Source organism: Bacillus sp. AFS017336, from assembly GCF_002555445.1.
Classification (GTDB): Bacteria; Bacillota; Bacilli; order Bacillales; family Bacillaceae_G; genus Gottfriedia.
Genome location: NZ_NUCO01000020.1, coordinates 306,338 through 329,457, shown reverse-complemented (window position 1 = coordinate 329,457; position 23,120 = coordinate 306,338). Strand labels below are relative to the sequence as shown.

The 23,120-nt window shown below is 32.6% G+C and carries 24 protein-coding genes; 17 read left to right on the top strand and 7 right to left on the bottom strand.

Annotated features, from left to right (window positions below; genetic code table 11):
• Positions 1-11 precede the first annotated feature (11 nt).
• The 6 genes from CN601_RS11795 (at position 12) to manA (ending at position 7,031) form a co-directional block, all read left to right on the top strand.
• Positions 12-1,622: a glycoside hydrolase family 13 protein gene (locus CN601_RS11795; RefSeq protein ID WP_098171136.1), complete on the top strand. Its 1,611-nt coding sequence runs from the start codon at positions 12-14 to the stop codon at positions 1,620-1,622.
• Complete coding sequence (locus CN601_RS11790; protein ID WP_098171135.1) at positions 1,612-2,556, top strand: MTP-1 family protein; 945 nt, start codon at positions 1,612-1,614, stop codon at positions 2,554-2,556. Before CN601_RS11795 ends, CN601_RS11790 begins: the two co-directional genes overlap by 11 nt.
• Before the next feature lie 35 nt (positions 2,557-2,591).
• Positions 2,592-3,650 (top strand): BtaManbiosPhlase, encoded by a 1,059-nt coding sequence (locus tag CN601_RS11785; protein WP_098171134.1) that lies wholly within the window; start codon positions 2,592-2,594, stop codon positions 3,648-3,650.
• Positions 3,651-3,928: 278 nt separating this feature from the next.
• Entirely contained in the window at positions 3,929-5,158 is a 1,230-nt protein-coding gene (locus CN601_RS11780; protein ID WP_098171133.1) for an MFS transporter, read from the top strand.
• Between the two features lie 32 nt (positions 5,159-5,190).
• Entirely contained in the window at positions 5,191-6,063 is an 873-nt protein-coding gene (locus CN601_RS11775) for an ROK family protein (protein WP_098171132.1), read from the top strand.
• Positions 6,064-6,086: 23 nt separating this feature from the next.
• Positions 6,087-7,031, top strand: coding sequence for a mannose-6-phosphate isomerase, class I (gene manA / locus CN601_RS11770; protein ID WP_179865530.1), 945 nt, complete (start codon positions 6,087-6,089; stop codon positions 7,029-7,031).
• 56 nt (positions 7,032-7,087) lie between these two features.
• Here the strand turns inward: manA and CN601_RS11765 are convergent, their stop codons facing one another.
• Entirely contained in the window at positions 7,088-7,606 is a 519-nt protein-coding gene (locus tag CN601_RS11765) for a cysteine hydrolase family protein (RefSeq protein WP_098119943.1), read from the bottom strand.
• Positions 7,607-7,827: 221 nt separating this feature from the next.
• Positions 7,828-8,499 carry a phosphatase PAP2 family protein gene (locus tag CN601_RS11760; RefSeq protein WP_098171130.1) on the bottom strand — a complete coding sequence of 224 codons (672 nt, stop codon included), beginning with the start codon at positions 8,497-8,499 and terminating at the stop codon, positions 7,828-7,830.
• Between the two features lie 237 nt (positions 8,500-8,736).
• Here CN601_RS11760 and CN601_RS11755 point away from each other — a divergent pair, with 237 nt between their 5' ends.
• The gene (locus tag CN601_RS11755; protein WP_098119945.1) at positions 8,737-9,105 is read left to right on the top strand and encodes a DUF4180 domain-containing protein; all 369 of its coding nucleotides are present in this window, start codon (positions 8,737-8,739) and stop codon (positions 9,103-9,105) included.
• Positions 9,106-9,235: 130 nt separating this feature from the next.
• Here the strand turns inward: CN601_RS11755 and CN601_RS11750 are convergent, their stop codons facing one another.
• Positions 9,236-9,778, bottom strand: coding sequence for a helicase (locus tag CN601_RS11750; protein ID WP_098171129.1), 543 nt, complete (start codon positions 9,776-9,778; stop codon positions 9,236-9,238).
• Positions 9,779-9,918: 140 nt separating this feature from the next.
• Between CN601_RS11750 and CN601_RS11745 the strand changes: the two genes are divergently transcribed.
• Complete coding sequence (locus tag CN601_RS11745) at positions 9,919-10,617, top strand: aspartate/glutamate racemase family protein (RefSeq protein ID WP_098171128.1); 699 nt, start codon at positions 9,919-9,921, stop codon at positions 10,615-10,617.
• A 438-nt stretch (positions 10,618-11,055) separates the two neighbouring features.
• Here CN601_RS11745 and CN601_RS11740 read toward each other — a convergent pair whose 3' ends face one another.
• Positions 11,056-11,586 carry a CcdC protein domain-containing protein gene (locus tag CN601_RS11740; protein WP_098119948.1) on the bottom strand — a complete coding sequence of 177 codons (531 nt, stop codon included), beginning with the start codon at positions 11,584-11,586 and terminating at the stop codon, positions 11,056-11,058.
• Between the two features lie 182 nt (positions 11,587-11,768).
• Here CN601_RS11740 and CN601_RS11735 point away from each other — a divergent pair, with 182 nt between their 5' ends.
• The 5 genes from CN601_RS11735 (at position 11,769) to CN601_RS26940 (ending at position 16,032) form a co-directional block, all read left to right on the top strand.
• Positions 11,769-12,908 carry a sensor histidine kinase gene (locus CN601_RS11735; RefSeq protein ID WP_098171127.1) on the top strand — a complete coding sequence of 380 codons (1,140 nt, stop codon included), beginning with the start codon at positions 11,769-11,771 and terminating at the stop codon, positions 12,906-12,908.
• 20 nt (positions 12,909-12,928) lie between these two features.
• Entirely contained in the window at positions 12,929-13,597 is a 669-nt protein-coding gene (locus CN601_RS11730; protein ID WP_098171126.1) for a response regulator transcription factor, read from the top strand.
• 498 nt (positions 13,598-14,095) lie between these two features.
• Positions 14,096-14,227, top strand: a complete 132-nt coding sequence (locus tag CN601_RS27510) for a hypothetical protein (protein ID WP_257131687.1) — start codon at positions 14,096-14,098, stop codon at positions 14,225-14,227.
• A 252-nt stretch (positions 14,228-14,479) separates the two neighbouring features.
• A complete protein-coding gene (gene megL / locus CN601_RS11725) occupies positions 14,480-15,676 on the top strand; it encodes a methionine gamma-lyase (RefSeq protein WP_098171125.1) in 1,197 nt (398 codons plus the stop codon).
• A 212-nt stretch (positions 15,677-15,888) separates the two neighbouring features.
• Positions 15,889-16,032, top strand: a complete 144-nt coding sequence (locus tag CN601_RS26940) for a hypothetical protein (protein WP_179865529.1) — start codon at positions 15,889-15,891, stop codon at positions 16,030-16,032.
• Positions 16,033-16,559: 527 nt separating this feature from the next.
• Here the strand turns inward: CN601_RS26940 and CN601_RS11720 are convergent.
• Complete coding sequence (locus CN601_RS11720) at positions 16,560-17,348, bottom strand: HAD family hydrolase (RefSeq protein WP_098171124.1); 789 nt, start codon at positions 17,346-17,348, stop codon at positions 16,560-16,562.
• A gap of 219 nt (positions 17,349-17,567) precedes the next feature.
• Between CN601_RS11720 and CN601_RS11715 the strand changes: the two genes are divergently transcribed.
• From CN601_RS11715 to CN601_RS11700, 4 genes are all read left to right on the top strand, one after another.
• Positions 17,568-18,140 carry a DUF1643 domain-containing protein gene (locus tag CN601_RS11715; RefSeq protein WP_098171123.1) on the top strand — a complete coding sequence of 191 codons (573 nt, stop codon included), beginning with the start codon at positions 17,568-17,570 and terminating at the stop codon, positions 18,138-18,140.
• A gap of 241 nt (positions 18,141-18,381) precedes the next feature.
• Positions 18,382-19,821, top strand: a complete 1,440-nt coding sequence (locus tag CN601_RS11710) for a helix-turn-helix domain-containing protein (protein WP_098171122.1) — start codon at positions 18,382-18,384, stop codon at positions 19,819-19,821.
• Positions 19,822-20,463: 642 nt separating this feature from the next.
• Positions 20,464-20,751 carry a hypothetical protein gene (locus CN601_RS11705; RefSeq protein WP_098119956.1) on the top strand — a complete coding sequence of 96 codons (288 nt, stop codon included), beginning with the start codon at positions 20,464-20,466 and terminating at the stop codon, positions 20,749-20,751.
• A gap of 71 nt (positions 20,752-20,822) precedes the next feature.
• Positions 20,823-21,056, top strand: coding sequence for a hypothetical protein (locus CN601_RS11700; RefSeq protein WP_098119957.1), 234 nt, complete (start codon positions 20,823-20,825; stop codon positions 21,054-21,056).
• Here CN601_RS11700 and CN601_RS11695 read toward each other — a convergent pair.
• Both CN601_RS11695 and CN601_RS11690 read right to left on the bottom strand, forming a co-directional pair.
• A complete protein-coding gene (locus CN601_RS11695) occupies positions 21,037-21,981 on the bottom strand; it encodes a hypothetical protein (RefSeq protein WP_098119958.1) in 945 nt (314 codons plus the stop codon). The two genes, CN601_RS11700 and CN601_RS11695, sit on opposite strands and share 20 nt — an antisense overlap.
• 187 nt (positions 21,982-22,168) lie before the next feature.
• Entirely contained in the window at positions 22,169-23,068 is a 900-nt protein-coding gene (locus CN601_RS11690) for an alpha/beta fold hydrolase (RefSeq protein WP_257131686.1), read from the bottom strand.
• Positions 23,069-23,120: the final 52 nt, after the last annotated feature.

The following is a 23,120-nucleotide window of genomic DNA, read 5'->3' as shown; positions in this document are numbered from 1 at the left end:
GTTCTAACGAAATGGCAAATTGGTGGAAGCAAACTACTTTTTATGAAATATATATGCCGAGCTTTAAAGATGGAAATGGAGATGGAATTGGCGACTTTACTGGCATCATCTCAAAACTCGACTATTTAAAAGAGTTAGGGATTGGTGGAATATGGCTAACTCCATTTTATCCATCACCTAAGGTTGATAATGGATATGATATTTCAGATTATTATTCCGTTGATCCCGATTATGGAACAATGGAGGATTTCGAATTATTTATCCAAGAATCACATAAAAGAGGAATTCGTGTTATTGCTGATTTAGTTTTAAACCATACATCTTCTGAACATCAATGGTTTAAAGAATCAAAATCCAGTAAGAATCATCCAAAACGAGATTGGTATATTTGGAGGGACGAACCAACAAATTGGGAATCATTTTTTGGTGGAACTGCGTGGGAGTTTGATGAGTTAACAAACCAATATTATTATCATGCATTTGCGAAAGAGCAGGTCGATTTAAACTGGGCAAATCCCGAAGTAAAGCAAGCAATGTTAGATGTAATGGACTTTTGGCTTCAAAAAGGAATAGATGGTTTTCGGTTAGACGTCATCAATTTCTTAAAGGTAAATAATTCGTTCAAAGAGAATCCAATTGATAATGAAAAAAATGAGCAAATTCATTTGCATGATAAAGACCAAGAGGGAATCTTATCGATTATTTCTGAAATCGCCGAGTTTGTAAATCGCTATGAGGATAAGTTTTTAGTTGGTGAGGTCGGTTCAGATGATTTATCGATTCTTAAAGATTACTCAGGACTTAATAAATTAGATGTCGTTTTCAATTTTAATATTGGTAGTATAGCTGAGTTTGACGCTAAAGAGATTTTTCAACAATTATACGAAACAGAGCAAATTTATGATGAAACACAAACTCCTACTCTGTTTTTCTCTAGCCATGATATGTCTCGTTTTATTTCAAGATTTGGTGGAGATGAGGAGCGAGCAAAATTAGTAGCAACATTGATGCTGACAGCTAAAGGTGTCCCATTTATTTATTATGGTGATGAAATTGGTATGCGAGATTGGATTACTGATGACATCCAAAAAATGAAGGATGTTCAAGGGCTTACAGCATACGAATTAGAAATGCAATCGAATGCATCAGAAGAACAAGCTTTAAAAATTGCAAATGAAAAATCGAGGGATAAATCTCGTACACCGATGCAATGGAACTCAGAAGTCAATGTAGGTTTCTCGAATGTTGAACCATGGATTAATGTCCCAAATCATACTCGTTCGATTAACGTTGAGCACCAACTACAAAACTCAAATTCAATTCTTTCTTATTATAAGAGCTTACTGAAATTAAGAAATGAGCATGCAGCATTACAGTTAGGTCAGTATGAATTATTAAAGTATGAAGAAGAATTATTCTATTATATTCGCTCGAATTCTGATGAAAAAATAATCGTTATTTTAAATTTTTCAGATGAACCAAAATCAATCATGTTTGATGGTTATAAAACATTTGAATTACTACTTTCATCTAAGCGAGAAGACTTAGAATTTGCGAAAGATATAAAGGTTTTACCAAACGAAGCATTCATTTTAAAAGGAGAACAAGAGAATGACATTTAATCAAAAGCAAAATGCTCAAACTTGTGAAGAGTTAATTTTGGAATTCACAACGAAAAAGCAGCCAACGAATCCAGAAAAAATCGTTTTTACTGGTATTGGTAATCATGATGTTTACAATATTAGTGCTCCTTTTGAAGACGAAGGTGAACTAGTTATAGCTGGGAGAGTTGAATCTCGTGATAGCGAACATTCATTTGTTTATTTCTTCGTTGAAAAAAATGGTGAATGGGTACCTAGAGAAGGATCGCTTATTCTTGAATTACAAGATCCATTTTTTACGAGAATCGCTGGTGAATTAGTGATTGGAGGCGTACAAATCTTTCCACATCCAGTAAACGTTGGGCAATTAGGTTGGAGAACCGTTTTTTATAAAGGTGATTCCATTGCAGATTTAGTGGAGTTTGCAAAAGGTCCAGATGGAATGAAAGACTTACGTCTAGTCGAGTTAAAAGATAAAAGGATCGGTGTATTAACTAGACCTCAAGGTGAAAAAGGTGATAGAGGAAAAATAGGTTGGACAACAATTCAATCACTATCAGATTTAACTCTTGATGTGATTAATAACGCTCCATTACTTGAAACTCAATTTATTGATGAGCAGTGGGGCGGAGCAAATGAGGTCCATCTTTTATCAAATGGAAAGATTGGCGTGTTAGGTCATATTGCTAATTTTGATGAAGAGGGAAATCGTCATTATTATCCGATGGTATTTTGTCTTGAGCCTGAATCAGGTGCATTTTCAAAGATGGAATTAATCGCGACAAGAAGTCACTTTTTACCTGGACCATCTAAACGTCCTGACTTAATTGATGTTGTATTCAGCGGTGGATTAGTTCGTCATGCTAATGGCACAGCTATACTATTCGCTGGCATAAGTGATGCAGATGCTCAAAAAATTACGATTGTAGATCCGTTTTTACAATACGAACAATAAGTATGAATCATAGACAAACAAAGGAGCTAATAATAATGAATGTATATAGATATGAGGAAAACCCAGTCGTAACACCTGCAAGTGTAAAACCACACCGTCCTGACTTTGAAGTAATCGGTGCATTTAATGCAGGAATCGCAAAAAATAATGATGAAATTATTATGCTTTTACGTGTCGCAGAACGTCCAATTAGTGAAGATCCAAATATTATCAAATCACCTGTTTTTAATCCAACTACAAATGAACTGGAAATTTTAGAGTTTAATGTAAATGATCCGAAATATGATTTTTCAGATGTACGTATGATTTGTGAAAGTGGAAATCAAAGCTTCACATATTTAACTTCACTATCGTATTTACGAATTGCTCGAAGCAAAGATGGCCATCAATTTACAATCGATGAAACTCCATTTGTATACCCTTCAAATGAATTAGAAACATTCGGGATTGAAGATCCACGAATTACACAAATTGACGATACATACTATATCTATTTTAGTGCCGTTTCACCTGTAGGTGTTGGAGAGTCAATGGTTTCAACAAAGGATTTTGTAACAGTTGAACATCATGGAATGATTTTTGCACCTGAAAATAAAGATGTATTAATCTTCCCGGAAAAAATTAATGGTAAATATTATGCACTTCACCGTCCTGTACCGAAAAGTGTAGGTGAACCTGAAATCTGGATTGCTGAATCTAATAATCTATTATATTGGGGCAATCATAAACATTTATTAGGTTTAAGAGAAGGAATGTGGGATAGTGCTCGAATGGGCGGAGGAGCTGTTCCGTTTAAAACAGAAAAAGGTTGGCTGGAGCTATATCATGGTGCAACTGAAGATCACCGTTATTGCATGGGTGCAGTTTTACTAGATTTAGAGAATCCAACTAAAATTATCGCTCGTTCAAATGAACCGATTCTGCAACCAGAAGCTGACTATGAAGTAGAAGGATTCTTTGGAAATGTAGTCTTTTCATGTGGGGCACTAGTTGAAGGTGATGTTGTAAAAATGTTCTACGGTGTGGCAGACACTTCAATGGCATGTGCTGAATTAAGCTTACAAGAAATACTAGATTCACTAACTTATTTATAATCTAACTCTAATAGGAAGGATGTCATAAAGCTAGGAAATGAATTTACTCCCAATCTAACATTTTGGAATGGTGTAAAAGAAATCCATTATGCATCCTTTTTTCTTTATAAAATTTTTGGGAGGAATAAAGAGATGAAAAAGAATAATGACTGGATACTAGAAAAATTAAATAAAGAGGTAGCTAAAGGCTAGGAGCTAGCGTCTCAAAAATATTGATATTTTTGGAAGGTAAGTAGTCATCTTTGTAAATAGCCCCTCTTAAAAGAGGAGAATCATGAATGCTTCAAATTTTTAAATCTTTTTCGACAGAATTAAAGTTCTATTTAGTAATGAATACATTTTTTTCATTTGGAGGAGCGTTATCGGGGATCTTTCAAAGTGTATTTTTATGGAAGCTCGATAAAACGTACTCACTATTAGCGCGTTTCAGCTTGCATTGGTCAGTTGCCATTATTCTTTGCTTTGGTATTTGTGCATGGATTGCTAGAAAAACAAGTCCAATGATTACGATGCGATTAGGCTTCATCTGTTATTTAATCACCTATTTAATCATGCTTTTTTACCATGCAAATTTGAATGAACATATATTATTACTAGGATTTTTAAACGGATTGGCAATGAGCTTGTACTATGTTGGTGTTCATTTAGCCATCTTAGATTTAACAACTAATGAACAAAGAGATAAGTTTTTGTATGTTCAAGGGATCTTAATGACAATCGGAGGGGTTATTGCACCTCTTTTGTCAGGAATCATCATTTCTCAATTTAATGGAATGAAAGGGTATTATGTTGTTTTTACCGGTACATGTATTTTCTTCTTTATTGCATTTTTAACGTCCTTAAAGGTAAAAGGAAAACCAGTTTCTTCAAAAAGCCATTTTTGGGATGTTGTAAAAAAACCTTCACCGGAATGGAAAAAAATGTACTTAGTAATGTTTTCCGACGGAGTAGTATCTGGGGTATACACGACCTTTTTAATTACGATGATGACGTTCAAGGTAGCTGGCGGAGAGCTAAATCTAGGAATCTATAACACATTCGCTCAGCTAGTTGCGGTTTGTGCATTTTATTTTTTAGCTAAACTAACGAATCAAAATGATCGAATAAAGATTTTTGCAGTCGGTGCAATTTGTATCTTACTCAGTTCTATTCTAATTTCTTCACTACCCTATCTTATTTCATTAATTATTTTCGGCATTGTTTCGCCAGTAGCGATGAATATGATCAATACATCAATGAATGCGATGATTTATGAATCAATTGAACGAGATCCAAATTATAAGAATAAGCGATTGGATTATATTATTATTCGGGAAATTCCGCTTGGTATTGGAAGAATAATCGGGGTTTTTATATTCCTAGCATTGGGAAAATACTTTGATCTCGAAGCGCTTTTACCAATTTCCTTTAGCTTCTTTCCGATTATATATGTGGTGATGATTCCAATTCTTTATTTAATTTGGAAGAAACCACTCTCAAAATCCGTTCTTCAATCAAAGGAAGTATAAAAATTTAACGACATTATATTGGAGGGAAATTTATGTTAGGAGCAATCGAAGCAGGTGGAACAAAGTTTGTATGTGCAGTTGGTGACGAAAATGGCAATTTAATTGAAAGAATTCAAATTCCAACGACAATACCGGATGAAACAATCCCAATGGTGATTGAATTTTTCAATAAATTTCCGATAAGAGCAATTGGAATCGCTTCATTTGGTCCAATCGATGTAAATAAAGAAAGCACTACCTATGGGAATATTACATCAACTCCGAAAACAGCTTGGAAGGACTATCCTTTTCTTCAAGTGTTTAAAGATCACTTTTCGGTCCCAATTGGATTTAATACTGATGTCAATGCAGCGGCATTAGGTGAGGCTACTTTTGGTGCAGCAAAAGGTTTAGATAGCTGCCTATATATTACTGTTGGTACTGGAATTGGTGCTGGTGCAATAGTGAATGGCGAGTTACTACAAGGAATTACACATCCGGAAATGGGTCATATTTTAGTAAGACGTCATCCAAATGATCAGTATGAAGGAAAATGCCCATATCATCGTGATTGCCTAGAAGGATTAGCTGCTGGTCCAGCAATTGAAGCACGCTGGGGAGTAGAAGGTGCAAACCTTGTTAACCGAGAAGAGGTATGGGATTTAGAAGGCTACTATATTGCCCAAGCGCTTATGCAATATATTTTAATCTTATCGCCTAAGAAGATTGTTCTTGGTGGAGGAGTAATGAATCAAAAACAAGTCTTTAATAGCATCTATAAATATTTAACAGAATTAGTTTGTGATTATGTTAGTTTACCAGAGTTATCTGATTATATCGTACTACCAGGCTTAGGAGATCGTGCTGGAATCACTGGGGCTCTTATGCTTGCACAAAACGCTTTAAATAAAAACGCACTAGTTTAAGTAGATTATAGGAGGAAATTACCATGCAACCATTATTTTTAAGACCAGTATTTAAAGAACGAATTTGGGGCGGTACAGCTTTAAAAACGGATTTTAACTATGAAATACCAAATAAAAATACAGGTGAATGCTGGGCAATTTCAGCTCATCCTCATGGGGCCTCTATCATTGAAAATGGCCCATTTGCAGGTACGGCATTAAATGAATTATGGACGAAGCAACCAGAATTATTTGGTCACCCAAAGGAACAAGTATTTCCACTATTAACGAAGATATTAGATGCAAATATGGATTTATCCGTTCAAGTACATCCTGAAGATACGTATGCAAAAATAAATGAAAATGGCGACCTTGGAAAAACAGAGTGTTGGTACATTCTTGACTGTAAAGAAGATGCAGATATGATCTTTGGTCATAATGCCAAATCAAAAGATGAATTAATTAACCAAATTAAAAAGGGAGAATGGTCTCACTTACTAAGAAGAGTGAAGATTAAACCAGGTGACTTTTTCTATGTACCTAGTGGAACTATTCACGCGTTATGCGAAGGCACACTCGTTTTAGAAACACAACAAAGCTCTGATACAACTTATCGCGTTTACGATTATGACCGAAAAGATCAAAAAGGAAATGTAAGAGAACTGCATTTAGATAAAGCAATCGACGTAACAACAGTACCTCATCAAGAAGCACAAGTGGAATTTAAAACAGAACAAAAAGAAAATATAAAAATTAATACATTTGTAGATTCAGAGTTTTTCACCGTCCATAAATGGGATATTACTGGAGAAGCCTATTTAACTTATAACGATCAATATTTACTTTTAAGTGTTATAAAAGGGAACGGAAAGCTAATCCACAGTGGTGAAGAATATCATTTAACAAAAGGATCCAACTTTATCATTCCTGTTGGATTTGGTGAGTTTGTTTTAGATGGGGACTGTGAAATAATAGTTTCGCATACTTGAATATGTTTGAATATTGAAAAAAGAATCAGCGCAAATTGCTCTGATTCTTTTCTATGTTAAAAATTGAATTCCTCCGCTGTTTGTATATTAGCCATCCAGCGTAAAGTTTGATTATGATGATGAATGATTTGCTCCGCAGAAAGTGCATCTGAATTCCAAGTACTATGAGCATCTGTAATTAAAGTAACTTCATAGCCTTTTCCAAAGGCACTTCGAGTCGTCGTATCTACACACATATCTGTTTGTATACCTGCCATGACTAAGTGATGGATATCTAGCTTGCTGAGTTCTTCTGATAAATTTGTCTTAAAAAATGAATCAGGCGTTTCTTTATGTATAATGATATCATTTTCAGAAGGTGCAATATCCGACTGAATTTCCCACCCAGGAGTACCATATTCAAGTGGGGATCCTTCTTCAGAATGCTGGATATAAAAGATAGGTGTATTTGACGCTCTTGCCTTATCAATTAATAGATTAATATTATGTAATAATTTTTCACCGTTATATACTGGGTCAGATTCATTGAACATAAATGCCTGTACATCAATTACGAAAAGCGCTGTTTTTTTCATTGATCATCATCTCCTTTAGAAATTGGTCAACCTAGCTATATTTAGAGTGTAATCTAAAATACCCAACCATAGTATTCTTTTTTCTAATTAAGAAACCCTTTTCTAATTGAATTAAACTTACTGCTATATACATAAATAAAAAAGAGTCAAAAAAATGACTCAGGATCGGTAATTATGCAAGATTAATTCTCTGCTTATTCGTGGGGATAGTTTAAATGTGTCTACTTGATGGGGGTAAGTTCATTTCTAACAGTTTTTACTTTTCTATTTGGCAATAACATCCACTCATTCACACTTTCAACTAGTTTAAATAAGCAATTGACCAAAATAATTGCTGCGATTACATCCATAATCGCATGCTGTTTAATAAATAATGTCGCAAGGATAATCGAGATGGAGAAACATTTAATTCCCCAATCAATCCACCACTTTTTCCAAGAACAATGACGAACTGCACGGATCATTAAATAACTGCTCATAACATGGATGCTTGGAAAGCAATTATATGGTTGATCAATTTTGTATACATACTTTAAAATGCGAGACAAAAAATCTTCACCTGTAACCTCAGGTCGTATTGGGACGACAGTTTGGTAAAAATAATAGATAATGAAGCAAACTAGCAATCCTAGGTCAAATACTAGAATCGTTTTAATTGCTAGCTTATAATCTTTGAAACAAAAATAAATTAACGTTATGGTTAGATAACCAATCCAGGCAATATAAGGAACTACAAACATCTTCACAACAGGAATCTCTCTATCTAAACTTGTCACTAATGTATGGACACCGCGGGTTGAAGTATTTAAATAGGGATAAATCATCATTATGGCTGGGATGCTCAGCAAAAAAAACAGGCTGCTGGCAATTTTTAAATTTTTATTCATCTTCATAATCCTCCTCGTATGACTGTATAGTAACAAAAAATTCTTAAGGAAAAAGAAGATTAATTCTTAAGGTTTTCTTAATAGGAACAGACGAAACTTGAGGAAATAGAAAATCCGACTAAGCCTATAGTCGGATTCTAATTGTTATCATTTTTATCGGATCTTAACAAAGCATAACTTCACGGAACAGTATCTTTGTATTAAACTAGTAGAAATAATCAAAATTTAAGAAGGGGAAGACAAATGAATATAAAAACGACAGAAGTAAACGGACACGTAATAGCAATCGCTCATGCAGATTCGGTTATCCTTATTGATGAACAAAGTACATTAGATATGATTATGACGATTTCTTATGATCATCGTAGTAACCGTATTGCATTAAACAAAGAGGCGATTTCAGAAGATTTTTTCAATCTAAGCACTAAACTTGCAGGAGCAATGCTTCAAAAGTTCGTTAACTACAATATTAAGTTTGCAATTATTGGAGACTTTTCGGGTTACACAAGTAATGCACTAAAAGATTTTATTTATGAATGCAATAAAGGAAATTATGTATTTTTTGTTTCAACAGAACAAGAAGCAATGGATAAATTAGCGAAAGCGAAGTAGTAGGTAAGAGGGGGCAGGATTTACTAAGTTATTTGCGAATACAAAGTGAAACCGATCATAATAAAAATTACCTTTTAAGCAATCTTCATGATCGATTCAAATTATACTCGCTTTTCTTAATAGTTCACAATTAATTTTTTTGACAAAAGATAAAATGATCGTTGGAATTCCAAACATGAAGATCATCTGCACGATATCCGCGTAACCATAACACGTTGTCAATTCGTCGAATATAAAAGCCCTTCGGAAAATCTACGTCATCAGTTAATGCTTCAGAAGCAACAGTAATCGATCCTGGTGGAGCTTGATGTTGTGTCACTGGATTTCCTAAAAACCCTTCTGGCTGATCTAAATATTCCAGTCTTAAGTATGGACCTAGCTCCATTGGACATAAATCCAAGCCGAGTTCGCCTGCTTTTTTATAAATCTCAGGTGTGGTAGCCCCATCAATAAAGCCAAGATCATAAACAGTTAGTTCGACGGTCTGAAGGTTGTACTTTTTTTCAGAAGTCGTAAACTTATCATCTGCTAGGATCCTCTCACCAGACTCGTTGATCGAGATAGAATTTTGTTGCAATTTCTCAATTAACTGGGATTTTGTTAGTCCACCAATCTCTACTTTTCTAGTAATAAATGGACAATTTGGGTATACTTTTTTATTTTCAATATGCATATGTAGTCACTCCTAACAACTGTAATTCAAATGATGGCATGAACTGTAATAATATTCTATACTATTTTTTATTTTCCTTGTTTTAATAATTTAAAATTAATTTAATAAACCAAAATAAAAGGAACTGGAGCTGATTCTTTATGAAAACAATCGGACTTATAGGTGGTATGAGCTGGGAGTCTTCATTACTCTATTATCAAATTATGAACGAAAGTGTAAAAGAAAAGCTAGGCGGGCATCATTCAGCAAAAAGCTTAATGTATTCGGTCGATTTCGGGGAAATTAAAACGCTCCAGTTTGAAGATAAATGGGATGAGTTAACAACAATAATGATTGAAATTGCTAAAAAGCTTGAGACTAGTGGTGCAGATTGCCTTGTTATTTGTACGAATACAATGCATAAGATGGCTAAAGAAGTTGAAGAATCAGTTACAATACCTTTATTACATATCGCGGATGCAACTGCTAAAGAAATTGTAAAGAATGGAATTAAAAAAGTTGCACTTTTAGGAACAGCATTTACGATGGAGCATGATTTTTACAAAGGAAGATTAATTGATCAATTTGGACTTGATGTGATCGTTCCAAACGATGCTGAAAGAAAACTTGTACATAATATTATATATGAAGAACTTTGTCTTGGTATTGTGAAAGAAGAATCAAAACAAATTTATTTAAACATAATTGATCATTTAGTCCAGCAAGGTGCGGAAGCAGTTATTTTAGGCTGTACAGAAATAACGATGTTAATCTCTCAATCCAGTTGTAGTATACCTGTTTTCGATACAACAAGAATACATGCCGAAAGTGCGGTCGAGTTTGCTTTAGAGAGTAAATAATAAAAATCCCACAAGATTAAATCTTGTGGGATTTTTTTGAAGTTTTCAACCTATTAGAACTGGGATGAAACATATTTCAATATGAAAAAGTGAGGATATCAACGAGAATTCATGATAGAACATCAGGGTTTAGTGATATATTAACGTGAATTAGTGAAATATCAACGAGATTTAGCGATATATCAACGAGATTTAGCGATATATCAACGAGGTTTAGTGATATATCAACGTGAATTAGTGATATATCAACGAGGTTTAGTGATATATCAACGAGATTTAGAGATATATCAACGAGATTTAGTGATATATCAACGAGATTTAGTGATATATCAACGAGATTCAATGATATATCAACGGGGTTCACAACTTTATCAATATTGTTCATATTTTGTTCGTGTTTATGATCGTTCTATTATTCCAATAGAAGTCCTCTGTTAATTATATATTAATCTCTTGAGTAAGGTTTTTCTCTTTTTTCATCATAAATAAATTAAAGACAATATAGTATGCGAACATGATTAACATTAATCCAGCTGACCAACCAGATGCCATGCTTTGTAATCTGTTTGTTAAAACATCATTTGACGCACCATGTAATTTTTCAATTGAATAAATATCATAAATACGATAAATTAAACGACCGAAGAATAGTAAAGTAACAGTTCCGCTAATCCAAATATTAGTATTGTAGAACCATGAGCCATTTCTCATTTCAAAGTTTGTTTTAATTGAAGCGAAGTAAGCAAGCCCAATTCCGATTAAAATACCAACTATATCTGAAGTTATAATGATCGGTTTTAAACCACTTTGTAATAGGACTAATGCTCCAATTATTAAGAATATAATGATACTTCTGCGCATTCTATTTTTATTTAATTGTTGCCAACCGATACTTCGTTGAACTCTTTTGAAGATACGATAAACTAAAAGTAAAATAATAATACCAATAATCATATATTGTTGTTTCATTGTTTTTCTCCTTTAATGTGTGATTTATATTCCTATCATATTCTTTTATTTGCTCTGAAACGACTTCTAAATGATAGAATTTTTTTCGAAAAGTCTATAACTATAGATAGAGGAAATCAGGAAAAATATTGTTTAAAATTAAGAATGAATTTTTATAGGTAATTGAGAGGAGTAAGTTTATTTTGAAAGAGAAGAATGTCTCCTTATTAAGACCAATCATGGGTGCTGCTATTATATTGTTTTTTATGAGTACGGGGAAGTTATTTAGTGGACCACCTATTAAAACGGTACTTTATTTGGCTATTTGGGCTACTATAACTTGTATATTATTGATTCCTAAATATAAGTGGACTAATGTAAATTTAGTCATTGTGTTTAGTATAATGGCGATTGAAAGTTCAATTGGTTTAATAATGTTTAAAGAAATAAATGTATTATATTTGTTAGCCTTTATGTTTTACGTAACGATCATACGGTCATCATTATCTAGAACACCTATTGCTTCAATAATCGTTATGATTATTATTGCCTTAATTTATTCACGATTTGGCCATCAAGATTTATTGAGCGTTTTAACATATATTTTAATTTCAATTATTATTTATTTAAATGTAAAAAGTAGAATGCAGCGTAATGAAATGTATGATTTGAATAAACAACATTTAGTTAATTTAGAAAAAGCATATAGCCAACTACAAGAAGCATCTTCTACTGTAATGCAAAATGCAATTTTAGAAGAAAGAAACCGAATTGCTAGAGAGATTCATGATGCGGTCGGCCATAGTTTGACTTCTCTAATCGTTCAAATGCAAGCTTTACAATATATGGTGAAGAAGGACCCTAATCAAGCTGAAGATAGTTTAAAGGATATGCTAGTTGTTGCTCGAAAAGGTTTAGAAGATATTCGGAAATCTGTACACTCACTTGCTGATGAAATCCCTCAAACTGCAATTGGAACGTTAGAAATCCTACTTACACATATGGAATCATCTACAAGTATTCAATATTCCTTTCAAGCTGAGATTGGTGATGTTGAACTTGATGTAGAGGTATACAAAATAGTATTTAGAATTTTACAAGAATCAATTACGAATGTGATTCGCCATTCTAAAGCTACAAAATTAGACGTATTGCTAAGTAAAGAATCTGAATGCATCAATATGACAATTAGAGATAATGGATATTTGGATCATGCTCAAAACATTAGTGAAGGCTTTGGATTAAAATCAATGAGAGAAAGACTTGAAAAAATGCATGGATGTTTATCGTATTCAGTAATTACCCCACACGGATTCGAAATCGTTGCAAAAATACCGTTGTAACGAAAGAAAGGGTGAGAAAAATGTCTAATGAAAAAATAAAGGTTTTGCTAGTAGATGATCAAACGATGATTAGGCAAGGCTTTCGTTATGTAATTAACTTACAAGATGATATGAACTTAATCGGTGAGGCTTCTGATGGATTAGAAGCAATTAACATAGCAAAAGAAAAGCTTCCAGATGTTATTTTAATGGATATACAAATGCCAAATCTTTCTGGAATTGATGCTACAAAAGAAATAATGAAACAATTACCTCCAACGAAAATTGTTATTCTAACAACGTTTGATGATCAAGAATATATTTACCAAGGTATTCGTTCAGGCGCAATAGGCTTTTTATTAAAGGATGCGGATGTTGAGGAAATGCTTGAAGCAATACGCTCAGCATATCGAGGTGAAGCAATTTTTAAAACAAAGCTAGCGGCTGATGCACTATCGAAAGCGATAGTTTCTGGTTTTGCGATTCCCGGAAAAGAAGGCGAATCAATACTTATTGAAAAATTAACAGATCGTGAACAAGAAATCCTGCAAGAAATGGCATATGGCCTTCGAAATGATCAAATTGGCAAGAAATTATTTATTACAGAAGGTACAGTGAAATCACATGTCCATCGCATATTGCAAAAGTTTGGTTGTGAAGATCGAACACAAGTTGTCGTAACGGCACTTAGGAATGGAATGGTTAAATAGGCGGTTTACTTCGTATGTAAAAAGTAGATGTTATTTCTAGAGAAATAACATCTACTTTAATGAACCAGAGTCTATAAATGAAACTTTTTATGATGGCTTGTATTACTTTATAAATTAAATCGGAGGAAAGAGTTGGAAAGGGTAGTTTGCGGATAAAAGCTCGAGTTAGACGCATTTGAATGATATGGCTAAATTTTTTAGTAATAAATTTTGTAGAAGTTTTTTGAGTTATAGACTCGGTATGATATTTTTAATAGCTATTATATTAAATGCTTGTACAGGAGAGTTTGTGCTAGACTATGAACTATTTTTATAAAAAAAGGCTAGATTTTTTTTTGCAAAAAAGAGGAAAAAATAAATATTCTACGAACTATATTATTAATAATTTATTCTGTTAGTCCGAGGTACTTCTTTTATTAAAAATTGTATATGTATTTAATGAAGTAAGTTTGTTAACAATACAAAAATTAAATAAAATTTACTAAAGAGGTGTAATCAATGAGCGTCCATGAGCCAAACGAATTTGATGAATTGATAAAAAATGATACCGATTTAAATTTTATTAAGAAGTTTCCAGAAGTTGAAGATGCAATTGGAATTGATGAAATACTTAAGTGGCTAGAAGACTAACTTAATGAAATGAATTTAAAAAAAGTACTTTCTACAAAGGTAGAGAGTACTTTTTTTATTTTCATTATCTTTTATTGTGTTTGATTCTTCTCTTGACCATTTATATTCATTACATAATTTATTTAAAGGTATTGCTCTCTTATTTCTAGAAGTAGTTAAAGTGGAAAATTTTGTAAAGGCTTTCATTTTGGGATTTTAGCTTTAATTAACGTTTTTAATTAATCAATCACTTAATTAAGGAGGCATTTAAAAATGAAGGGAAATAGGTTTGATACAAAGTTAATACACGAAGGGTACAAAACTAGTGAGTATCACGGGAGTTTAACTCCACCGTTATTTCATACGTCAACGTATACATTTCCAACAGCGCAGCATGGTGAACAATCTTTTAGTGGAGAAATAGATGACTTTATTTATTCAAGGCTAGGAAATCCAACTGTTCAAATTTTAGAGGAACGAATGGCAGCTCTAGAAGAAGGCGAAGCAGCTTTAGCATTTGGTTCTGGCATGGCAGCTGTTTCAGCCACGATGTTCTCTTTAATAAGTTCAGGCGACCACATCATCTGCTCGAAAGGAATTTACGGTTGTACGTATGGATATTTAGAAATGCTAGAAAACAAGTTTGGTATTCAACATAACTTTTGTGAAATGGATACAGAAGAAAAATTAAGTGAATTAATTCAAGATAACACAAAGGTCATATTTATTGAGACTCCAATTAATCCAACAATGAAAGTGATCGACATTGAGATGATTGTAGAGGTAGCAAAGAAAAATAATATAACGCTTGTAGTTGATAATACATTTTGTTCCCCTTATCTACAAAAGCCACTTACGCTAGGATGTGACATTGTTCTTCATAGTGCCACGAAGTACATTAGTGGTCATGGAGATGTAGTTGCAGGAATCGTAGTTTGCAAAACAAAAGAGTTAGCTGAACGAATGCTCCCTATACGAAAAGACATCGGAGCAATTATGTCTCCGTTTGATGCATGGCTGCTGCTTCGAGGGTTAAAAACACTAGCAGTTCGAATGGATCGCCAATGTGAAAACGCTGAGAAGGTCGTTGCATATCTACAATCCAATCCAATCGTAAAAGAAGTGTTTTACCCTGGTGATTCAAAAAATAAAGACCATTATATTGCCAGTAAACAAATGAAAAAAGGTGGCGGTGTCATCGCCTTTACCATCCATGGCACGAAACAAGAAACACAGGAATTTATCAACCAATTAAAAATGGTAAAAATAGCAGTAAGCTTAGGCGATACCGAAACATTAATCCAACATCCAGCTACAATGACACACGCAGTCGTACCAAAAGAATTACAACAAAAAATGGGTATCACAGATAATTTGTTACGAATGTCCATAGGCCTTGAAGCATGGGAAGACATTGTGGCTGATCTAAGGCAAGCTTTTACTAAGTCTAGTGGTAATAAGGTATATTAATTTAGGATAATAGATAGAGGCTGTCCCGCGTGTAGTATTTAGGGGCAGCCTTATTTTTATATTTGTAGGTTAAGTTTAAAGGAAGAGTTTGGTCGGAGTGCAAATAAACATGTGGAAAGTGCAATTAAGAAAGTGGGAAGTGCAAATAAACCTTTGGGAAGTGCAAATGAGAAATCAGAAAGTGAAGTAAAGGTCGGAGTGCAAATAAACCTGTGAAAAGTGCAAATAAGAAATCAGGAAGTGCAAATAAAGGTCGAAGTGCAAATAAAAATAGAGAAACTGCAATTAAAATCAGTGAAACTACAATTAAAATTAACAAAACTGCAAATAAATTTAGTAAAACTGCAATTAAATGATCTAGTAACACTAATTACAAAGAATAATACCTATACCGGTAAGGGTATCTAACCTCGATATTTGCTCAAAAAGTAGATGAACATGAATAAATTTGCTCAGGATTCTTCCCAAACCGATTAAAAAAGTGAAGAAATCTACTAAAAATCTATAAATGAAGATCATAAATTCAAATCTAACTGAAAAAAGCCATTAAGATACCCCCATTTTCCATCTAGACAGACTTAAATCTTGAAGTTAAATAGGGGACGGACCTAAACATTGAAACGGTCAATTTAATTAGTTGAAATATTATATGGAACAAGCTATCTACATAGAGAAATTAAGGGGATTTTTTTGTAGAAAGATGATTCAAAAAGGGGGTATAACTAGTCAAAATCGTAATATTAATATTAAAAAAGCATCGATAAAGACTAAAAATATTTCTGGATAGACTTATCTCATTAATTGAAAGTAGCTCATACAATTCCCACCAAAAAACAAAAAAATCAAGCAACCCAAGTAAATGAATTGCTAGATTTTTAAAAATTTATTCATTCAAAGATTCAATTATTGGATAAAGCTCTTCTAAATGAGTAATTTCATATGAAGGAACCACTTCATTCCGTTCTTTTTTATGTCTGTTAATCCATACGTTCTTCATACCAATTCGGTTAGATCCTAGAATATCAGTCATTAGATTATCACCGACCATTATTACTTCATCTTTAGAAAGTTCCATTAATGAGAGAGCATGTTCGAATATGCTTGGGTCGGGTTTTCCTTTTCCGAAGTCTCCGGAAATTAGGATTTGATCAAAATGTTCTTTAATTTCAGGAGTGATTGAAAGTTTAGTGTGCTGTAAATCAGGTGAGCCGTTTGTGAGTAATAGAAGTTTATACTCTTCGTTTAATTGATTGAGCACAGCAAATGTTTCATCGTAAACAAATGGATTTCCTTTACGTTCTTCAGGGAAAGTATCAGCGAGTAATTGTCCAAATTCTTGGTCTTCAATGCCAAAGGATTTTAAAGCAAGCGTCCATGCATTTTTTCGATATGATGAAGTGTTCGCTCTCATTTTTGGGAATTGATCATGTTCCTCTAGGAAATTTCCCCAAAGTCCTTCAAAAGGGTTAATGCCAATTAATTTAGTGAATTCGTATGTATCGTATGATTCATAAAGATTTCTAGCTGATTCACGTACAGCTTTTTCAAAATCAAGCGGGTTAATTCCGTATTTTTCTGTAGCTAGTTTACATGTGTTGGCAAATGCTACTTCTACACTTTTTTGATCCCACAGTAATGTATCATCTAAATCAAAAATTATTCCTTTAATCATAAGATAGCTCCTTCTTAAAATGAATTGTCTAAATTATCCATAATCGTACTAGGAAAATGTAAATTAGTAAATAGGAAGTCTACTAAAATTTTAAAATTTTTTTATAGGATCATTGTAATGATTATCTATTTTAAATTAATAATATAGTACACTGGACGTCTCATCGGAATATAATACCTTATTGATTTTGTTTTAATTAATGATGAAAAGAGTGAGTATATGTCATTTGAGGATTTTGTAAACTGTCATACAATGCAGATTAATACGAAGGCGGTCTTTGATAAACAAAATAAATTAATGCGATATTCGCTTACGAGAACTTGGGATGAGTCAAAAAAGAAAGCTACACTTGTATTACTTAATCCTTGTAGAGCTAATCATCTAAAGAGTGATTATATATTGTCTAGATGCCTTAACTTTTTTATAGATTATAAGAAAAGTAGCTTCGGGTCACTAGAACTAGTAAATCTTTTTGCATTAATGGAACCTGATTCAATAAAGCTTAAAGGAAAAGAATGCGAGGTTGGCCCGCATAATGATGAGGCAATAAAACTAGCGATCAATAATGCTGATATTATTATTGTTGGCTGGGGTTCAAGTAAGCGGTTTAAATGGCGAATAAAAGAAGTTCTAGAGCTTTTAGAACCTTATAAAGATAAATTATATAATTTTTGTGACGACTCAAATCGTAAGGAAATATTGATTCACCCTTTCATTTTAGCTGAACGACATTGGTTAGAAAAACTAAATTTTGAAGCTCTTTATGATTGGGCATCAAAAGAACATCTTTAATAGTAAATTCTAATAAACAACTCATTTTTGGGTTGTTTTTTTTGTTTAATTTAGGGCGAAAATTTTTAAAAAATTGTTATAATTAAATTACTACTTAAAAAATAAATCGATTAGAATAAGCTATTTTTTATGAATTCAATTATTACTTGAGTCCATTTTTAAGCAATTCAAGTAATGCTTGATATTAAAAAGTCATGTAGCTAGATACAATTAAATTATCTTATGACAAGAGGTGATGTAAATGTTTGATATGAAAAAAGTAGGTAGACGAATCGCACAATTAAGAAAAGCAAACAAGATTACACAAATGAAGTTAGCTGATCAATTAGGTGTTAGCTTTCAAGCAATTAGTAACTGGGAACGTGGGGAAACAATGCCTGATATTTCAAAGCTACCCGAGCTTGCAGAGATTTTTAATGTAAGTATTGATGAAATTTTAGGAAACGAAAAAGGGATTAAATTAATTAATAATTTAATCGAAAAGGATCATGATGATACATCGATTGTGATTGAAGTAGAAAAAGAAGAATTTTTAAACATAGCACCTATACTTAATATTGAACAAGCAGACTTAGTGTTTAAAAATGTTGAGAATGAGCTTACTTTGAAGGATACTTCAGAAATTGCCCCGTTTATTAGTGAAGAAATTATCGATGAATGTGCAAAGAAAGAATTCGATTCAAACGGAATTAAAGAATTATCTCGAATGGCATCTTATATTAGTAAAGAAGTGACTGATGGATTTGCAAAGAAAGCGTTTGAGTCAAAAGGAATAGGAGAATTACTACAAATTGCTCCATTTATTAGTAAAGAATTAATTGACGAATTTGCAATGAAAGAATTTGAAACCACTGGTATTAAAGAATTAACAATGTTGGCACCGTTTATAAGCGAGGAAGTAATCAATGAATGCGCGAAGAAAGAATTTGAGCTAAATGGCATAAAAGGGTTAACGACATTGGCACCATTTATTAGTGAAGAAATAGTCGATGAATGCGCAAAGAAAGAATTTGAGTTAAATGGTATAAAGGGATTAACATCAATGGCACCATTTATAAGCGATGAAATGATTGATGAATGCGCAAAAAAAGAGTTTGAGCTAAATGGCATAAAAGAGTTAACAGCAATGGCTCCATTTATTAGTGATGCAACAATAGATGAATGTGCAAAGAAAGAGTTTGAAATAAATGGTATAAAAGGATTAACATCAATGGCTCCATTTTTAAGCGATGAAATAATCGATGAATGCGCAAAGAAAGAGTTCGAAATTAACGGCATAAAAGGATTAACATCAATGGCCCCGTTTATAAGTGATGAAATAATCGATGAGTGCGCTAGAAAAGAGTTTGAGAGAAATGGTGTAAAAGAATTAACATCAATGGCAGCATTTATTAGCGATGAAATGATTGATGAATGTGCAAAGAAAGAGTTTGATACAAATGGTATTAATGGATTAACATCAATGGCCCCATTTATAAGTGATGAAGTCATTAACGAATGTGCAAGAAAAAGCTATGAATTAAATGGTATTAAATCTTTAACATCGATTTGTCCATTTATTGAAAGTGACCTTCTTAATGAACTTGCATTAGATGCCATATCCAAAAATGGTATAAATGAAATTATTACAATTATTCCATTTTTAGATTCAAACATTTTAAAGAATGGTGTTATTAAATAAGTTTTACTTTTCCTAAGGGGGCGCACTATGCCCCTTTTTCGTTTTTTTTTATGAAAAAAGATATCTTTTAAGAGTTTTGAAATATAAAATAGTCAATAGTTAAAATGTTAATGAGTGCTATAATTGATGTTAAATTTTTTAATATTTTGATGTTATTTTTTGTTTTACTGGATAATTTGTTTGTAAAATTCCAATAAACTTTAGTAATGGCTCTTTTCAGAATATAAATTATTGAGATGCTATTTGTTTGAGAACAAATTCAATTATTAGTTTGTGAGTAGAGGATTTTCCGATTTTAGCAAAATAAATGAGTATTTAATTTCTATTTTTCTCTAACAAAAGGGACTTAGTAATATTCTTTAATGCCTACTTTTTTATATTGAAGATGTTGATTGGAGCGGAGGGGTGCTCGACTCCTATGGGAGATGNNGAGACCCCGCAGGCGCGCCGAGGAGGCTCAGGTCTCGCCCCATGGAAAGCGAGAACCCTGTAGTGGAAATCAACCACATACAGCTTCTTTTCCCTGGGTTAAATTTTTGATTAATTAACAATTTCTTTTCAACAGCATGAAAAGAGATATCTTTTGGACAATTTGTTAATATCCTTTATGATAGATAAGAGAAAATAAAGAAAAGGTGACTTATGAAGAAATTAATTATTATCGGAGCTTTGGCCATTTGTCTGATCATATCAGCTCAGACGAATCCTACGAAGGGTGAGTTTGTTAGCTGGGCAAAAGATGAACTTAAATCGGAATCAAAAAATAAGTATCTTGATTTTGGAATTGATTTATTAGGTGAAAAATTAATTAGTTCAGTGACAACTAATAAAGATTATGTCTTTTTTTCGATTTATGAGGTTAAGGCTTTTGACAAGCAAATAAAAGTAGTAGGTTTATTTAATCACTTTATTCCGATTTCAAAAAAATAAGGTAGAGAGTTAGTGGAAAATTTTGATAACAAGTATATAATAGAAAGATAAAATGAATGAGGTGAGAAAGCATGAGTAAATCAAGAGCAAAAAAATTGCGAGAAAAGTTAACTAGGGAAGGGAACCGTAACCCTGAATTAAGTAGAAGTCCATTTTCGATGTTAGATTTAAATACGCGTAGAACGAAAACGAAACAAGAAAAACTAAATCAAGTGAAACATAAAAAACAGTCCTTTGGAAAAGATGATTTTCAAAAGGACTGTTTTTATTTACGGACAAATAGCCTTATTTTTTTACTTTACTAGCGAATTTAACAGTTAGGTTTGCTTTATATGCTTCAAGCTGAGCTTCTGCTTGATTATATGCATCATTGAATTTTTTATAAACTGCAGTACCTGAAACAAGAGCATTTTTAGCTTTTGTAACATCTCTATTATCAATTGCAGAATATAAGCTTGAGTCTTCATCCTCTTCTAAATCATCAATCGCTGCAAAATTCTCATTAAATAATTTAGTAAACATCTTATCGATATCAGTTTCGATTTGATGGTGTGTTGAGTAATCCATATTAAGAACTTCATAAGCATAGTTTAAAACATCATGTTCTTTGCTTGATAATCCATATAAATTCTGCATTGCAAGATCTGATTCTACTTCAAAGTTTTTATATTCAACAGGTAACTTTTGACGAATATAAACTTCATTTTCTGTATAAATTTGATCCTCGATTTCGTATACATATTCCTCAATGCTATCATATGTATGATTTTGGTAATTTCGAATTGCCATTAATTTATTTTTTTGTGTTGTAAAGTATGTTTTAGCGCTTTTTGAATCTACTTTTTTAACATAAGTATTAAATTGTGCTGTTACTTTTTTCATATCAATTGCTGCATTATCTTTACGTGCTTTTTCAATTCGTGTTTTATATCCAGCAATTTTTTTAACTAAACCATCTTTGTTAGTATAGTTATATTTTGTAAATAAAGTTAGATCAGTTCGTAATTCCATGTAATAATCATGTATATCCTGATCATCTGAAGCTATTGCATTTTTATAACTTGTAAGTGTTTTAATATAAGAACTTACTTGTTTTTTTAAGTTGTTTTGGGCTTGAACAACTTTAGGGTTAGTTGCTGCATGAGTTTCTGTTGGAAGAATACTAAATAAAATACCAGCTGATAAAGTTGTTGCAGTTGCTAGGGTTGCGATTTTTTTTAATTTTTTCATAATAATCTCCTGATAATAAAATTGTTATACATTTCGTAATATTAGTATAATACAAGTTACAAAAATATTAAATATATATTAATAGAATTAAGAATACTTTAAATTACCTTTAAATGAAGTTTGATAAGTCACTTCACTTAAAGGTAAATAAATTTAGTGCTACAATCATAAGCTAGTAAAGTCTTTTTTAGTCTCGGGAGGCACTTACAATAAGTTGGGCAATTCGTCTTGAATACAATTTTGCTGTAGACATATGATCGCCACTTCCTTGAATAAACCGATAAACTCCTAATTTACTAGCCATGTAGGGGTACCAGCCAGAGTTAGCTGTATCTTCTTGTAAATTAATAAAGCTTCTAGGGATAGATAATTGGTAAAAGGTTTTTAAATCTAGTTTTTCAAAAAGCGGAGTAGCTGGTTCTGGGGTGGTCGCGCTATAAATTTGCTGTGCCGTTTGTAAATCAGCTAAATTAACAAATACATCTCTGAAATATTGGAATGGTAGTTTTATCGTATTGTCAGTAGACTGTTGTGCTAAGCCTAAAAGGAATTTTTGTGCTTGTGCTGGATATTGATCAGCTAAGCTTTCACCATCATTTAAAACAAAAGCATTCCAGAATACTAGTCGTTTAATTCTGTCGTGCAGCTGTTCAGCAACTTTTTGTATGACTGTTCCGCCAAGGTTATGACCTACTAAAATAATCTTATTAAGTTTATTTGAAGTTATATAATGTACAACTTGCTTCGTGAGGATTTCATGATTTACATTTTTATCTTTATCTGTTCCATGCCCAGGTAATTGTGGTGTATGAACAATATGCCCCATTTTTTGTAATTCACGTGTAATCCCGTGCCAGAAGAATGGATCAACCCATGAACCGTGAACTAGTACAAAAATAAGTTGAGCATGTTGACGGTAAAAAAAGTCGGATTTATCATTTAAATGATACTCTTGCTGTATAGGATATGGCTGATATTCGTTATGCCAATTTTGGTGATAATAATAAGGATTATTTAAGTTAGGATTCATATTTCGATGTTTATAGTTAATAGGATGATTCAATTCATGGGATTTTTTACTGGTCATGCTAATTAGTCCCTCCTCGTTAATCTTTCTCATCGTATGCACCTGTTTGTTA